Genomic DNA, 14,204 nt, shown 5'->3' with positions numbered 1-14,204 from the left:
CGCGTAAGGGCGTTACTGCGACGACCCCTCGTCCTCAGCCACCGGCGGCACCGGTGGCGCCAACGGCCTCAGCCACAGCCACACCAGGAAGAACACCCCCAGGGCGAGCATGCCGAGCCCCGTCCAGAGATTGATGTTGACGCCCTCGGCCTTGTCGAGGTTGGCGTCGGAGACGGTGATGCCGGCGATCGTGACGATGATGCCGTAGATCACGAACAGGCCGCCGATCATGAGGCGGATGTCGAAGAGGCGGGTCGCGGTCGCGGACTTCTGCTCCAGCTCGGTGACCTCGCGCTGGACGTCGCGGTCCGAGTAATGGTCGGACATGGTTTCTTAAGCCTCCCTCGTCTAGGCGAGATCAGAACGAGAACGGGATGTAGCAGGCCGCCGCGAGGATCAACGCGCCCCAGCCCAGCAGGGCCGGCTTGCGGTACCAGGCGTCGTCGCCGACGGCGGGCGGCTCGGCCGTGCCGGGGGAGCGGGTCCCGTAGACGAGGCCTTGGAGGTCCTCAGCCGGCTTGGGGGCGGTGAAGAGCGAGACCGCCACCATGACCACCGCACCGGCCACGAAGCCCGCGATCGCCGAGACGAAGTTGGCGCCCTGGTCGGAGGGGATGTCGATGATGCCCTCCTTGTAGATGACGAAGTAGTTGATCATCGCCGCCGTCGTACCGGCCAGGAGGCCCCAGAAGCCCGACTTCACCGACGCGCGCTTCCAGAACATGCCGACGATGAAGACCACGAACATCGGCACGTTGAAGAAGGAGAACAGCGTCTGCAGGTAACTCATGATGTTCGAGAAGGACGACGCCAGGAACGCCGTGCCCATCGACGCCAGGACGCCGATCACCGTGATCAAGCGGCCGAAGCGGACGTAGTAGGTGTCCTCCCGGCCCCTGACCACGTACTTCGCCCAGATGTCATTCGTGAAGACCGTGTTGAAGGACGAGACGTTGGCCGCCATGCCCGCCATGAAGGCCGCGAGAAGGCCCGTCACCGCGATGCCGAGCACGCCGTTCGGCAGCAGCTCCTGCATCAGATACGGGATCGCGTCGTTGTACTGCAGATCCGAGCCGCTCGTGCCGATCTTCGGGACCAGGACGGCCGCCACCAGGCCAGGGATCATCACCAGGAAGACGATGAAGATCTTCGGGTACGCGGCGATCAGCGGGGTGCGCTGGGCCGCGGAGAGGTTCTTGGCCGACAGTGCGCGCTGGACCTCGGCGAAGTTCGTCGTCCAGTAGCCGAAGGACAGGACGAAGCCCAGGCCGAGCACGATGGTCAGCCAGTTGGCGCCCAGCGGGTTGTCGTGGCCGATGCCCGTGCCGCCCCAGGCGGTCGTGAAGTCGGCGCCGTGGGTCTTGTCGAGGGAGTTCGTCAGGCCGTCCCAGCCGCCCACCCGCTTCAGACCGAGCGCGGCGATAGGGATCAGCGCGGCGAGGATGACGAAGAACTGCAGGACTTCGTTGTAGATCGCGGAGGACAGGCCGCCGAGCGTGATGTACGCCAGGACGAAGAGGCCGGCCACCACGATCGCCACCCACTGCGGCCAGCCGAGCAGCGCCTCGACGACGATCGCCAGCGAGTAGAGGTTGACGCCGGCGATCAGGATGGCGGCGAAGGCGAACAGGATCGAACTCAGCAGGTGCGCCCATTTGTCGAAGCGCAGCAGCAGGAACTCCGGGACCGAGCGGACCTTGGAGCCGTAGTAGAAGGGCATCATCACCAGGCCGAGGAAGACCATGGCGGGGATGGCGCCGATCCAGTACCAGTGCACGGTGTAGACGCCGTACTGGGCGCTGTTGGCGGCCATGCCCAGGATCTCGGTGGCGCCCAGGTTGGCGGAGATGAACGCGAGTCCGGTGACCCACGCGGGCAGTGAGCGCCCTGAGAGGAAGAAGTCGAGGCTCGTCTTCACCGAGCGGCGGGCGGCGAAGCCGATGCCGAGGACGGCGACGAAGTAGATCGCCAGGATCGTGTAGTCGAGGCCATTGGTGGGGAGCCGGAGCCCGGCGGCGAGATGGATGCCTGGTTCGGGGAGGAATGTGGGGGATTGTGTGGGGGACTGCATAAGAACTCGCTTCGTCTCGCTTCGTTGCGCGAACTGATCAAGAGCGGAACCTACGCCTCCACGTTCAAGAAATGAACACTTCTGGTGGTGTCCTTTGTTTGATTGTGATGTTGACGCAGGTGGTGATTTGTGGTTTGTTGTGTTTGGTTCTGTTTGAAGGCTTGAATGGGTGCGGATGGGGAGTCCGACTGTGAAGAAGACCTCGACCCGGCTCGCCGACGGTCGTGAGCTCATCTACTACGACTCACGCGACGACGTGGTGCGCGACGCGGTGGACCGGCGCCCGCTCGACCCCACCGTCACCACTTCGGAGGTACGCCGCGACCCGCTGCTCGGCGATTCGGTCGCCATCGCCTCGCACCGCCAGGGCCGTACGTACCACCCGCCGGCGAACGAATGCCCCCTGTGCCCGTCCTCCGGTGACCGGCTGAGCGAGATCCCCGACTCCTCGTACGACGTCGTGGTCTTCGAGAACCGCTTCCCCTCGCTGGCCGGCGACTTCGGCCGCTGCGAGGTCGTCTGCTTCACCTCCGACCACGACGCGTCCTTCGCCGACCTCACGGAGGATCAGGCGCGGCTGGTGCTCGAAGCGTGGACGGACCGGACCGCCGAGCTGTCCCACCTCCCCTCCGTCGAACAGGTCTTCTGCTTCGAGAACCGCGGCGCCGAGATCGGCGTGACCCTCGGTCACCCGCACGGACAGATCTACGGCTACCCCTTCACCACCCCGCGCACCGCGCTGATGCTGCGTTCACTGGCAGCTCACAAGGAGGCGACCGGCGGGGAAAACCTCTTCGACGAGGTCGTCGCCCGCGAGGTGGCGGACGGCTCCCGGGTCGTCCTGTCGAGTGACCACTGGGTCGCCTTCGTGCCGTACGCCGCGCACTGGCCGTACGAGGTCCACCTCTATCCGCGGCGCCGCGTGCCCGACCTGCTGGGCCTGGACGAGGACGCGCGCACAGAGTTCCCCCAGGTCTATCTGGAACTCTTGAGGCGCTTCGACCGGATCTTCGATGGGCCGGGTGGAGGGAAAGAAGGGGCGGGCGAGCCTCCGACGCCGTACATCGCTGCCTGGCACCAGGCGCCCTTCGGCGCGCTGGAGGAGTTCGAGGGCGTCAACCGCGACGACTTCGCGCTTCACCTTGAGCTTTTCACCATTCGCCGCACTTCCGGCAAGCTGAAGTTCCTCGCGGGTTCCGAATCCGGCATGAGCGTGTTCATCAACGACGTGCCGCCGGAGACCGCGGCCCAGCGACTGCGAGAGGTAGCGAGTTCATGAGTGGGAAGTACCTGGTCACGGGTGGCGCGGGCTATGTGGGCAGCGTGGTCGCGCAGCACCTGATCGAGGCGGGCCACGAGGTCGTCGTCCTGGACAACCTCTCGACGGGCTTCCGAGAGGGCGTACCGGCGGGTGCTTCTTTCGTGGAAGGCGACATCCGGGACGCGGCCAAGTGGCTGGACTCCTCCTTCGACGCCGTGCTCCACTTCGCCGCGTTCTCGCAGGTCGGCGAGTCGGTCGTGAAGCCCGAGAAGTACTGGGACAACAACGTCGGCGGCACGATGGCGCTGCTCGCCGCGATGCGCGAGGCGGGCGTCCGCAAGCTGGTCTTCTCCTCCACGGCGGCGACGTACGGAGAGCCGGAGACGACCCCGATCGTCGAGACCGCGCCGACGAAGCCGACCAACCCGTACGGCGCCTCCAAGCTCGCCGTCGACCACATGATCACCGGCGAGGCGGCGGCGCACGGACTCGGTGCGGTGTCGCTGCGCTACTTCAACGTGGCGGGCGCGTACGGAGTGTGCGGTGAGCGGCACGACCCCGAGTCGCACCTCATCCCGCTGGTCCTCCAGGTCGCGCAGGGCCGCCGCGACGCGATCTCGATCTACGGCGACGACTACCCGACGCCGGACGGCACGTGCATCCGCGACTACATCCACGTCGCGGACCTGGCGGAGGCGCACCTGCTCGCGGTCGAGGCGGCCTCACCCGGCGAGCACCTCATCTGCAACCTCGGCAACGGCAACGGATTCTCCGTCCGCGAGGTCATCGAGACGGTGCGACAGGTGACCGGGCACCCGATCCCCGAGGTCGTGGCCCCGCGCCGCGGCGGCGACCCGGCGGTGCTGGTGGCTTCGGCGGCCACGGCCCGGGAGCGGCTCGGCTGGAACCCGTCCCGCGCGGATCTCGCGGGGATCGTCGCGGACGCGTGGGAGTTCGCACAGAACGTAGCGAAGGGATAGCACGTGGGGGTACGTGAGGGCTTCGAGGAGCTGTACGGGACGGCTCCCGAGGGCGTCTGGGCCGCGCCGGGCCGGGTCAACCTGATCGGCGAGTACACGGACTTCAATGAGGGGTTCGTGATGCCGCTCGCCCTGCCGCACACCGCGGTGGCGGCGGTGTCGCGCCGCTCCGACGGCGTCCTGCGCCTCCACTCGGCGGACATCGAGGGTCCGATCGTCGAGCTGGACGTGGACGCGCTGGAGCCGCTGACGAACACCAGCTGGGCCGCGTATCCGGCGGGTGTCGTCTGGGTCCTGCGCGAGGCGGGGCACGCGATCACCGGCGCGGACATCCACCTGGCCTCGACGGTGCCGACGGGCGCGGGCCTGTCGTCGTCGGCGGCACTGGAGGTCGTCACGGCCCTGGCCCTCAACGACCTCTACGAACTGGGCCTGTCACGGCCGGAGCTGGCGAAGCTGGCCCAGCGCGCCGAGAACGACTTCGTGGGCGTCCCCTGCGGTGTGATGGACCAGACGGCGTCCGCGTGCTGCACCGAGGGGCACGCCCTGCACCTCGACTGCCGCGACCTGTCGATCCGCCAGATCCCCTTCGACCTTCCCGCCCACGGCCTGGAGCTCCTGGTCGTCGACACCCGCGTGAAGCACGCGCTGGGGGACGGGGCGTACGCGGAACGGCGGGAGGGGTGCGAGGAGGGGGCCCGGCAGCTGGGTGTCTCCCACCTCCGTGACGTCGCGTACGAGGAGTTGGACGCGGCGCTGGCCCGCCTGTCCGACGAGCGCGTGCGCCGCTACGTCCGCCATGTCGTCTCCGACGACCACCGCGTGGAGCGGGTCATCGCACTGCTCGACGCGGGCGATGTCCGGGCCATCGGGCCCGTCCTGACCGACGGCCACACGTCCCTGCGGGACGATCTGCGGATCTCCTGCCAGGAGTTGGACCTGGTCGTCGATACCGCCAACGCCTCCGGTGCCCTTGGCGCCCGGATGACCGGCGGTGGCTTCGGCGGGTCGGCGATCGTCCTGGTCGAGTCCGCGGACGCGGATACGGTCACCAAGGCGGTGGAGGAGGCGTTCGCCGCTGCGGGCTTCACGGCTCCTCGGGTGTTCCCGGCGGTGCCGTCGGCGGGGGCCCGGCGTTTGGGCTGAGCAACAGGGGGTTCGCCCCCTCCGCCCCTACCCGACCCGTACCTGGGGGCTGCGCCCCCAGACCCCCCTGGGTTGTTTTTCTCCTGCGGGCCGGTGGGGGCTTGTCGCGCAGTTCCCCGCGCCCCTTTCGGGCTCAGCCCAAGTGCTTGGTCAGGGTGTACTCCGTGATTCCCGGTGGGTAATCCGGAATCACGCACACCACCTCGTATCCCCGCTTCTTGTAGAAGTCGGGGGCCTGGAAGTCCCAGGTCTCCAGGCGGGCGTTGCGGCAGCCGCGTTCGGTGGTGGCCAGGTGTTCGGCCGCGCCCAGGAGGCGGGAGCCGAGGCCTGAGCCCCGGTGGATGTCGTCGACCCACAGGTAGGTCACGTGGAGCCAGGTCGTCCAGGTGTGGCCGACCAGCCCGCCGGCGAGGGCCCCGGTGGAGTCCAAGGCCCAGACGTGGAGCGGAAGTTCGCGTTCATCTGGGGTTCCACGCAGGGCGCGGAGGACCGGAGACGCCGCGGTGTTGGTGTCGCGCAGGCGTCGGCGGAGCAGATCGCGCCGTTCTCTGTCGTCTCCTGTCTCAATACGAAACATACGGCTCACCATAAACGCGCTGGCCAACCAGTTCTGCAAATTACCTTCCGCTCCCGGCCCCCGGCCTTACCCTGATGAACAGCACCGGTGGGGGCCGGTGCTGATCAGGGGGCGAGACAGTCGGGTACGACGCCCGAAGTGGGGGTAGCAGTTCCAGCACGGCGGCGGCCGTGCGGCTGCGGCACCCTGCTTTCCGAGTCGTCAGCGGACTCGGGATCACTTCGGGTGCCGTACCCGCACCGGCCGTCCCCCGACAGTGGGGGTTTCAGAGTGGTTCGCATCCGAGTACTGGTCGTCGACGACCACCGCATCTTCGCCGAGTCGCTCGCTGCCGCCCTCGCGGCCGAGCCCGACGTCGACGTGTCCGCAGCGGGCAGCGGTCCCGCCGCGCTGCGCTGCCTGGAGCGCGCGGCGGCGGAAGGCCGCCGGTTCGATGTGCTGCTCGTCGACGCGGACCTGGGCGGCAGTCTGCCCGGCATGCGTCCGGCGGCCGTGCCCGTCCAGGAGAGCAATGAGGACGGGCTGGTGGACGGAATCTCGCTCGTCGCCGGTGTCCGTTCCGGGCAGCCGAGCGTACGGACCGTGGTGCTGGCCGAGAAGGACGATCCACGGCGGGCCGCTCTTGCCCTGCAGGCGGGGGCCTCGGGGTGGGTCGCCAAGGACTGTTCGCTGTCCCGGCTGCTCACCGTCATACGGGGTGTACTGCGGGACGAGACTCATCTTCCGCCCGCGCTCCTCACCGGCGTGCTGCGCGAGCTGACCGCCGCGCGCAAGCACCGCACCGAGAGCGAGCGGCTCGTCGAGTCGCTCACGCCCCGGGAGCGGGAAGTGCTGCGGTGCATGGTCGCCGGGCTGGGGAGAAAAGCCGTCGCCGAGCGGTTGTTCCTGTCGCCGCACACCGTCCGTACGCATATGCAGAACGTGCTCGGGAAGTTGGGCGTGCACTCGACCCTCGCCGCCGTGGCGCTCGCGCGACGTGCCGGGGTCGGGCCCGTCGACCTAACCGGGGATGTTGTCGAACGGGGCGGTCAACTGGCGTAGCAGGCCCGCCAGTTCGAGGCGCTGGGCCCTGCTGAGCTCCGCCAGGATCGCGCGCTCCTGGTCGAGGAGACCGGCCAGCGCCTGGTCGGCGCGGTCGCGGCCCTCGTCCGTGAGGCGGACAAGCACGCCCCTGCGGTCGCTCGGGTCCGGGAGGCGCTCCACCAGGCCCTTCTTCGTCAGCCGGTCGATGCGGTTCGTCATCGTGCCCGAGGTGACGAGCGTCTGTGTGAGCAGTTGACCGGGCGAGAGCTGATACGGGGATCCCGCGCGCCTGAGCGCCGTCAGGACGTCGAACTCCCAGGGCTCCAGGCTGTGCTCGGAGAACGCCAGGCGGCGGGCACGGTCCAGATGCCGGGCCAGTCTGCTCACCCGGCTGAGCACCTCTAGTGGTTCCACGTCGAGGTCCGGGCGCTCCCGGCGCCACGCAGCGACCAGCCGATCGACCTCGTCCTCCATGACGATCAGTGTAGTGGTTGTGTCGACATGAAGTCTCTTGATATAGAGTATCTTGAAGTCGAGATAATTCTCGCGGTCAAGCCGACAGTTCTCGAGACAGTCCTCAGACAGTCCTCAAGATGGTTTCCCTGCTTTCCAGGAGGCCCCACCCATGTCCGCCGCCACCACCCCCACCTGGGACCCGAGCCAGTACCTGCGCCACGCGGAGCACCGCGCCCGCCCCTTCGCCGACCTCCTCGCCCGCGTCCCGCGGCCGCCCCGCGACCCGGCCCGCATCGCCGACCTCGGCTGCGGCCCCGGCAACGTCACCATCCAGCTCGCCGAGCGCTGGCCCACCGCGCACATCACGGGCTACGACAACTCGCCGGAGATGCTCGCGAGGGCCAAGGAGTACGCGGGTCCCACGGCCGGCGGCGGCCGGCTCGACTTCGCCCACGCCGACCTCACGCGGTGGGCGCCCCCGGAGATGTACGACCTGATCGTCTCGAACGCGGCGCTGCAGTGGGTGCCAGGACATCTGGAGTCCTTCCCGTCCTGGCTCGGCGCGCTCGCCCCCGGCGGCACCTTCGCCTTCCAGGTCCCGAACAACATCGACGCCCCCCTGCACGCCCTGATGCGCGAACTCGCCGGCACCGCCCGCTGGAAGGACCGTCTCGGGGGCGTCCTGCGCCGCGAGGACTCGGTCCACGACCCGCTGGTCTACCTGGACCGGCTGGCCCGTCTCGGCTGCGAGGCGGACGTCTGGGAGACGACGTACATGCAGCTGCTGCCGGGCGAGGACCCGGTGCTGGACTGGGCGAAGGGCACGGGCCTGCGGCCCGCTCTCACGGCCCTCGCGGACGACCCGGAGGCCCGCGACGCCTTCGTGGGCGAATACCGGGACCTGCTGCGCGACGCCTATCCGACGGAGCCGTACGGGACGGTGCTTCCCTTCCGCCGGCTGTTCGTCGTGGCCAGGAAGGCCGCTGCCTGATGCTCGCCGCCGTCGACCATGTGCAGCTCGCCGCGCCACCGGGTTCCGAGGATCGGCTGCGCGCGTATTACGTCGCTGTCCTCGGGATGACCGAGATCGCCAAACCGCCCGTTCTCGCCGCCCGCGGAGGCTGCTGGTTCCGGGCGGGGGCCGTGCAGCTGCACCTGGGGATCGAGGATCATTTCCGGGCCGCCAAGAAGGCGCACCCGGGGCTGCGGGTGACAGGGATCGAGGCGTACGCCGCGCGGCTGGCCGCCCACGGGACACTCGTCACGTGGGACGACGACCTCCCGGGGCACAAGCGCTTCTACTCGGAGGACCCCGTGGGCAACCGCCTGGAGTTCCTGGAGCCGGTCGTCAGGGCGTGCGGCCCAGGTGGGTGACGAGGATGCGGATCACGTCGTCGTCGATGACGTACAGAACCCGGTAGTCGTCGACGCGGAGGCGGCGGATGCCCGGGCCATAGGCGGTGGAGTTCGTGGGGCGGGGTGTCTTGGCGAGTGTGTCGACGGCTTCGTAGACGGCAGCGAGCCCGGCCGGGTCGTCCTTGAGGAATCGCACCGCCGCGTTCGTGGCGGCCGGTTCCCAGATGATGCTGTAGGTCACGGACGCAGCCCCAGAATGCGTCCGACTTCCTCGTGCGGGATGCCTTCGCCGAGCGAGCCCTCAGCCTTGCGCCGCTGGTAATCGGCGACGGCGAGGGCGTCTTCGAGATCCTCTATCACCTGTGGAGAGACGAGGAGCGCGGCGACGTGGCCGTGGTCGGTGAGGGCGATGGTCTCCCGGCCGTGAGCGGCGCGACGCACGAGGTCGCCGAGCTGGGAGCGGGCCGCACTGATCGCGATCTCGGTCATGCGCGGATAGTGCCACAAGGTGAATGTTGTGGTCAATCCTGCCCCATCGCTTTACTCTCAGCTCTTGCGATGACCTATCAGCCGCGGCTTCGGCTCCAGTCCGTCCAGGCCGTGCCAGGCGAGGTTCACCAGATGGGCGGCGACCTCGGCCTTGCGGGGCTTGCGGACGTCGAGCCACCACTGGCCGGTCAGCGCGACCATGCCGACCAGGGCCTGGGCGTAGAGCGGGGCGAGCTTCGGGTCGAAGCCGCGGCTCTTGAATTCGCGGCCCAGGATGTCCTCCACCTGGGTGGCGATGTCCGAGATGAGGGACGCGAAGGACCCCGTCGACTGGGGGATCGGGGAGTCGCGGACCAGGATGCGGAAGCCGTCCGTGTACTCCTCGATGTAGTCCAGGAGCGCGAACGCGGCCTGTTCGCAGAGCTCACGGGGGTGCCCTGCGGTCAGCGAGCTCGTCACCATGTCCAGCAGGCGGCGCATCTCGCGGTCCACCACCACCGCGTACAGGCCCTCCTTGCCGCCGAAGTGCTCGTACACCACCGGCTTGGAGACCCCGGCCTTCGCCGCGATCTCCTCCACCGACGTGCCCTCGAAGCCCTTGGCCGCGAACAGGGTGCGGCCGATCTCCAGCAGCTGCTGACGGCGCTCGGCGCCGGTCATGCGGGTGCGGCGCGCGCGCCGCGGCTTTTCATTGCTGCTCGAGGTGCTGCTGGAGTCGGTCGCCACGCCGTCAATCATGCCGCGTCAGCGGTTTCCGTCTTGCGTCGGGAGCCGCTCCCGTCGGTGTTACGGCGGGAATCGATACGCGAGCGTGACGGCCAGCGCACGTCGTACGCCCAGCCGAGCTGCTCGCACCAGCGGATGATCCGGGCCGAGGAATCCAGCTGGCCGCGCTCCACACCGTGCCGCGCCGAGGTCGGGTCGGCGTGGTGCAGGTTGTGCCAGGACTCGCCGCAGGAGAGCACGGCCAGCCACCACACGTTGCCCGAACGGTCACGCGACTTGAAGGGGCGCTTGCCCACCGCGTGGCAGATCGAGTTGATCGACCACGTCACGTGATGCAGCAGCGCCACCCGAACGAGTGAGCCCCAGAAGAAGCCCGTGAACGCGCCCCACCACGACATCGTCGCCAGACCGCCGATCAGGGGAGGCAGCGCGAGCGAGAGCACCGTCCACCCGATGAACTGGCGGGAGATCGCGCGGATCGCTGGGTCCTTGATCAGATCCGGTGCGTACTTCTCCTGCGGAGTCCGCTCTTCATCGAACATCCAGCCGATGTGCGCCCACCACAGGCCCTTCATCAGCGCCGGAACCGTCTCGCCGTAACGCCATGGCGAATGCGGGTCGCCCTCCGCGTCGGAGAACTTGTGGTGCTTGCGGTGGTCGGCGACCCAGCGCACCAGGGGGCCCTCGACCGCCATCGATCCCGCGATCGCGATCGCGATCCGCAGCGGGCGTTTCGCCTTGAAGGAACCATGGGTGAAGTAGCGGTGGTAGCCGATCGTGACGCCGTGGCAGCCCAGGTAGTAGAAGAAGACCAGCAGGCCGAGATCCAGCCAGCTCACCCCCCAGCCCCAGGCCAGAGGCACCGCCGCGAGCAACGCCAGGAACGGGACGGTGATGAAGAGGAGGAGCGTGATCTGTTCGAGTGACCCCTTCTTCTCGCCGCCCAGCGTGGCGGAGGGGAGCGTGGTGTCGTTGTTCGCCTGTGGGGCGTCGTCGATCACATCGGAGCTCGTGGTCATGGGCGTCCCCTGTGGGGTTCGAGGGTGAAGACAGATGTCCGGGGAGAGGGTTGAGCCGGATGTCCGGGGTACGGATCCCAGGGTCCTCCCGTTATCTGACGAGAGTACCTACGCTCCCGTAACCTACGGCGTCGTAAGTATGGCAGCGCGTAGCCCGGCGGCAAGAGCCCGTGAGCCTGCGCGTCCGCATGGACACCTATCCTTGGAGTCGGTCGGACAGCGCGGTCCGTTCTGATTTCTTCCCGGATGCCACGTCCCTAAGCGGCACCCGCCGCGCGGTCGCCACCCGGGTTCCCTCCCAGACGAGCTTCAGACGAGCTTCCACACTCTTCGGACGAGCTTCAACACTGCAAGGAGCCGCACCTGTGAGCAGTGCCGACGACCAGACCACCACGACCAGCAGCGAGCTGCGCGCCGACATCCGCCGCCTCGGCGATCTGTTGGGGGAGACCCTCGTCCGGCAGGAGGGCCCCGAGCTCCTGGAACTGGTCGAGAAGGTCCGCCGCCTGACCCGTGAGGACGGCGAGGCCGCCGCCGAGCTGCTGCGTGGCACGGAGCTGGAGACCGCGGCCAAGCTGGTCCGCGCCTTCTCGACGTACTTCCATCTGGCGAACGTGACCGAGCAGGTGCACCGCGGCCGCGAGCTGCGCGCCAAGCGCGCCGCCGAGGGCGGCCTGCTCGCCCGTACGGCCGACCGGCTCAAGGACGCCGACCCCGAGCACCTGCGCGAGACGGTCAAGCACCTCAACGTTCGCCCGGTCTTCACGGCTCACCCGACCGAGGCCGCGCGCCGCTCGGTCCTGAACAAGCTGCGCCGTATCGCCGCGCTGCTGGAGACCCCGGTCATCGAGGCCGACCGGCGGCGTTACGACACCCGGCTGGCGGAGAACATCGACCTGGTGTGGCAGACCGACGAGCTGCGCGTGGTGCGTCCGGAGCCCGCGGACGAGGCCCGCAACGCCATCTACTACCTGGACGAGCTGCACGCGGGCGCCGTCGGCGACGTACTCGAGGATCTGACGGCGGAGCTGGAGCGCGTCGGTGTGGTGGTTCCGGAGGAGACGCGTCCGCTGACCTTCGGTACCTGGATCGGCGGGGACCGGGACGGCAACCCGAACGTCACCCCGGATGTGACCTGGGACGTGCTGATCCTGCAGCACGAGCACGGCATCAACGACGCGCTGGAGCTGATCGACGAGCTGCGCGGATTCCTGTCGAACTCGATCCGCTACACCGGCGCCACCGAGGAGCTGCTGGAGTCCCTGCGGACCGACCTGGAGCGCCTGCCCGAGATCAGCCCCCGCTACAAGCGCCTCAACGCCGAGGAGCCCTACCGCCTCAAGGCCACCTGCATCCGGCAGAAGCTGGAGAACACCAAGCAGCGCCTGGCCAAGGGCACCCCGCACGAGGACGGGCGGGACTACCTCGGGACCGCCGAGCTTCTGCGCGATCTCACGCTCATCCAGACCTCGCTGCGCGAGCACCGTGGCGCACTGTTCGCGGACGGCCGGATGAACCGGACGATCCGCACGCTGGCCGCGTTCGGTCTGCAGCTCGCGACCATGGACGTACGCGAGCACGCGGACGCCCACCATCACGCGCTCGGCCAGCTCTTCGACCGCCTCGGCGAGGAGTCCTGGCGCTACGTCGACATGCCCCGCGACTACCGCGCCAAGCTCCTCGCCAAGGAGCTGCGGTCCCGGCGGCCCCTCGCCCCGACCCCCGCGCCGCTCGACGCCGCTGGTCACAAGACCCTTGGCGTGTTCGAGACGGTCAAGAAGGCCTTGGAGATCTTCGGGCCCGAGGTGATCGAGTCGTACATCATCTCGATGTGCCAGGGCGCCGACGACGTGTTCGCGGCGGCGGTCCTCGCCCGTGAGGCGGGGCTGCTGGACCTGCACGCGGGCTGGGCGAAGATCGGCATCGTGCCGCTGCTGGAGACCACCGACGAACTGAAGGCCGCCGACACCATCCTGGAGGACATGCTCTCCGACCCCTCCTACCGGCGCCTGGTCGCCCTGCGCGGCGACGTCCAGGAGGTCATGCTCGGCTACTCCGACTCCTCCAAGTTCGGCGGCATCACCACCTCGCAGTGGGAGATCCACCGCGCCCAGCGGCGGCTGCGCGACGTCGCCCACCGCTACGGCGTGCGCCTGCGCCTTTTCCACGGCCGCGGCGGCACCGTCGGCCGTGGCGGCGGCCCCTCGCACGACGCGATCCTCGCCCAGCCCTGGGGCACCCTGGAGGGCGAGATCAAGGTGACCGAACAGGGCGAGGTCATCTCCGACAAGTACCTGGTGCCCTCACTGGCGAGGGAGAACCTGGAGCTGACGGTCGCCGCCACCCTGCAGGCGTCCGCGCTGCACACCGCGCCGCGCCAGAGCGATGAGGCGCTGGCCCGCTGGGACGCCGCGATGGACGTCGTCTCCGATGCCGCGCACGCCGCCTACCGCAGGCTGGTCGAGGACCCGGACCTGCCGGCGTACTTCTTCGCCGCCACGCCCGTCGACCAGCTCGCCGACCTGCACCTGGGCTCGCGGCCCTCCCGGCGCCCGGACTCCGGGGCCGGTCTGGACGGGCTTCGGGCGATCCCGTGGGTCTTCGGCTGGACCCAGTCCCGGCAGATCGTGCCCGGCTGGTTCGGCGTCGGCTCCGGCCTCAAGGCGCTGCGCGAGGCCGGCCTGGACACCGTGCTCGACGAGATGCACGCCCAGTGGCACTTCTTCCGCAACTTCCTCTCCAACGTCGAGATGACGCTGGCCAAGACGGACCTGCGGATCGCCCGCCACTACGTCGACACCCTGGTGCCGGACGACCTGAAGCACGTGTTCGCCACCATCGAGGCCGAGCACGAGCTGACCGTCCGCGAGGTCCTGCGCATCACCGGCGGCGAACAGCTCCTGGACACCAACCCGGTGCTCCAGCAGACCTTCGCCATCCGCGACGCCTACCTGGACCCGATCTCCTACCTCCAGGTCGCGCTGCTCAAGCGTCAGCGCGACGAGGCGGCGGCCGGCGCGGAGACCGACCCGCTGCTGTCGCGGGCGCTGCTCCTGACGGTCAACGGTGTGGCGGCCGGCCTGCGCAACACCGGCTGATC

The 14,204-nt window shown here is 69.0% G+C and carries 15 protein-coding genes; 7 read left to right on the top strand and 8 right to left on the bottom strand.

Annotation, left to right across the window (positions count from 1 at the left end; genetic code table 11):
- Positions 1 to 12 precede the first annotated feature (12 nt).
- Together AB5J53_RS20865 and AB5J53_RS20860 are read right to left on the bottom strand one after the other, a co-directional pair.
- The gene (locus AB5J53_RS20865) at positions 13 to 327 is read right to left on the bottom strand and encodes a hypothetical protein (RefSeq protein ID WP_369247173.1); all 315 of its coding nucleotides are present in this window, start codon (positions 325 to 327) and stop codon (positions 13 to 15) included.
- 31 nt (positions 328 to 358) lie between these two features.
- Positions 359 to 2,071 (bottom strand): sodium:solute symporter family protein, encoded by a 1,713-nt coding sequence (locus AB5J53_RS20860; protein ID WP_369247172.1) that lies wholly within the window; start codon positions 2,069 to 2,071, stop codon positions 359 to 361.
- A 190-nt stretch (positions 2,072 to 2,261) separates the two neighbouring features.
- Between AB5J53_RS20860 and galT the strand changes: the two genes are divergently transcribed.
- The 3 genes from galT to galK are packed head-to-tail and all read left to right on the top strand — an operon-like array spanning position 2,262 to position 5,458.
- Positions 2,262 to 3,350 carry a galactose-1-phosphate uridylyltransferase gene (galT, locus tag AB5J53_RS20855; RefSeq protein WP_369247171.1) on the top strand — a complete coding sequence of 363 codons (1,089 nt, stop codon included), beginning with the start codon at positions 2,262 to 2,264 and terminating at the stop codon, positions 3,348 to 3,350.
- A complete protein-coding gene (gene galE, locus AB5J53_RS20850) occupies positions 3,347 to 4,312 on the top strand; it encodes a UDP-glucose 4-epimerase GalE (protein WP_369247170.1) in 966 nt (321 codons plus the stop codon). The genes galT and galE overlap by 4 nt, the downstream gene beginning before the upstream one ends.
- A gap of 3 nt (positions 4,313 to 4,315) precedes the next feature.
- On the top strand, positions 4,316 to 5,458 hold the full coding sequence (gene galK, locus AB5J53_RS20845) for a galactokinase (protein ID WP_369247169.1): 1,143 nt from the start codon (positions 4,316 to 4,318) through the stop codon (positions 5,456 to 5,458).
- A 133-nt stretch (positions 5,459 to 5,591) separates the two neighbouring features.
- Here galK and AB5J53_RS20840 read toward each other — a convergent pair whose 3' ends face one another.
- Positions 5,592 to 6,047: a GNAT family N-acetyltransferase gene (locus AB5J53_RS20840; protein WP_369252362.1), complete on the bottom strand. Its 456-nt coding sequence runs from the start codon at positions 6,045 to 6,047 to the stop codon at positions 5,592 to 5,594.
- A 258-nt stretch (positions 6,048 to 6,305) separates the two neighbouring features.
- On the opposite strand from AB5J53_RS20840, the gene AB5J53_RS20835 reads away from it, so the two are divergent.
- Positions 6,306 to 7,076 (top strand): response regulator transcription factor, encoded by a 771-nt coding sequence (locus tag AB5J53_RS20835; protein ID WP_189186445.1) that lies wholly within the window; start codon positions 6,306 to 6,308, stop codon positions 7,074 to 7,076.
- On the opposite strand, the gene tamR is transcribed toward AB5J53_RS20835, so the two are convergent.
- Positions 7,035 to 7,532, bottom strand: coding sequence for a MarR family transcriptional regulator TamR (gene tamR, locus AB5J53_RS20830; RefSeq protein ID WP_369247168.1), 498 nt, complete (start codon positions 7,530 to 7,532; stop codon positions 7,035 to 7,037). The genes AB5J53_RS20835 and tamR overlap by 42 nt on opposite strands.
- 151 nt (positions 7,533 to 7,683) lie before the next feature.
- Here tamR and AB5J53_RS20825 point away from each other — a divergent pair, with 151 nt between their 5' ends.
- Together AB5J53_RS20825 and AB5J53_RS20820 are read left to right on the top strand one after the other, a co-directional pair.
- Positions 7,684 to 8,505 carry a trans-aconitate 2-methyltransferase gene (locus AB5J53_RS20825; protein WP_369247167.1) on the top strand — a complete coding sequence of 274 codons (822 nt, stop codon included), beginning with the start codon at positions 7,684 to 7,686 and terminating at the stop codon, positions 8,503 to 8,505.
- Entirely contained in the window at positions 8,505 to 8,888 is a 384-nt protein-coding gene (locus AB5J53_RS20820) for a glyoxalase (protein WP_369247166.1), read from the top strand. Before AB5J53_RS20825 ends, AB5J53_RS20820 begins: the two co-directional genes overlap by 1 nt.
- Here AB5J53_RS20820 and AB5J53_RS20815 read toward each other — a convergent pair.
- Genes AB5J53_RS20815 through AB5J53_RS20800 form a run of 4 tightly spaced genes read right to left on the bottom strand, consistent with a single transcriptional unit; the run spans position 8,863 to position 11,104 of the window.
- Positions 8,863 to 9,111 carry a type II toxin-antitoxin system RelE/ParE family toxin gene (locus AB5J53_RS20815; protein ID WP_369247165.1) on the bottom strand — a complete coding sequence of 83 codons (249 nt, stop codon included), beginning with the start codon at positions 9,109 to 9,111 and terminating at the stop codon, positions 8,863 to 8,865. The genes AB5J53_RS20820 and AB5J53_RS20815 overlap by 26 nt on opposite strands.
- Positions 9,108 to 9,359: a type II toxin-antitoxin system Phd/YefM family antitoxin gene (locus tag AB5J53_RS20810; protein ID WP_369247164.1), complete on the bottom strand. Its 252-nt coding sequence runs from the start codon at positions 9,357 to 9,359 to the stop codon at positions 9,108 to 9,110. Before AB5J53_RS20810 ends, AB5J53_RS20815 begins: the two co-directional genes overlap by 4 nt.
- Positions 9,360 to 9,416: 57 nt before the next feature.
- Positions 9,417 to 10,097 carry a TetR family transcriptional regulator gene (locus AB5J53_RS20805; protein ID WP_369247163.1) on the bottom strand — a complete coding sequence of 227 codons (681 nt, stop codon included), beginning with the start codon at positions 10,095 to 10,097 and terminating at the stop codon, positions 9,417 to 9,419.
- On the bottom strand, positions 10,094 to 11,104 hold the full coding sequence (locus tag AB5J53_RS20800; protein WP_369247162.1) for an acyl-CoA desaturase: 1,011 nt from the start codon (positions 11,102 to 11,104) through the stop codon (positions 10,094 to 10,096). The genes AB5J53_RS20805 and AB5J53_RS20800 overlap by 4 nt, the downstream gene beginning before the upstream one ends.
- 365 nt (positions 11,105 to 11,469) lie before the next feature.
- On the opposite strand from AB5J53_RS20800, the gene ppc reads away from it, so the two are divergent.
- Entirely contained in the window at positions 11,470 to 14,202 is a 2,733-nt protein-coding gene (gene ppc, locus AB5J53_RS20795) for a phosphoenolpyruvate carboxylase (RefSeq protein ID WP_369247161.1), read from the top strand.
- Positions 14,203 to 14,204: the final 2 nt, after the last annotated feature.

It is taken from the genome of Streptomyces sp. R41 (genome assembly GCF_041053055.1).
GTDB lineage: Bacteria > Actinomycetota > Actinomycetes > Streptomycetales > Streptomycetaceae > Streptomyces.
This window is presented reverse-complemented; position numbering and strand designations above follow the sequence as displayed.

Coding starts and splice junctions, on each gene's coding strand:
- AB5J53_RS20865 (WP_369247173.1), bottom strand. CDS start 327: ATGTCCGACCATTACTCGGACCGCGACGTCCAGCGCGAGGTCACCGAG.
- AB5J53_RS20860 (WP_369247172.1), bottom strand. CDS start 2,071: ATGCAGTCCCCCACACAATCCCCCACATTCCTCCCCGAACCAGGCATC.
- galE (WP_369247170.1), top strand. CDS start 3,347: ATGAGTGGGAAGTACCTGGTCACGGGTGGCGCGGGCTATGTGGGCAGC.
- AB5J53_RS20840 (WP_369252362.1), bottom strand. CDS start 6,047: ATGGTGAGCCGTATGTTTCGTATTGAGACAGGAGACGACAGAGAACGG.
- tamR (WP_369247168.1), bottom strand. CDS start 7,532: ATGGAGGACGAGGTCGATCGGCTGGTCGCTGCGTGGCGCCGGGAGCGC.
- AB5J53_RS20825 (WP_369247167.1), top strand. CDS start 7,684: ATGTCCGCCGCCACCACCCCCACCTGGGACCCGAGCCAGTACCTGCGC.
- AB5J53_RS20820 (WP_369247166.1), top strand. CDS start 8,505: ATGCTCGCCGCCGTCGACCATGTGCAGCTCGCCGCGCCACCGGGTTCC.
- AB5J53_RS20810 (WP_369247164.1), bottom strand. CDS start 9,359: ATGACCGAGATCGCGATCAGTGCGGCCCGCTCCCAGCTCGGCGACCTC.
- AB5J53_RS20805 (WP_369247163.1), bottom strand. CDS start 10,097: ATGATTGACGGCGTGGCGACCGACTCCAGCAGCACCTCGAGCAGCAAT.
- AB5J53_RS20800 (WP_369247162.1), bottom strand. CDS start 11,104: ATGACCACGAGCTCCGATGTGATCGACGACGCCCCACAGGCGAACAAC.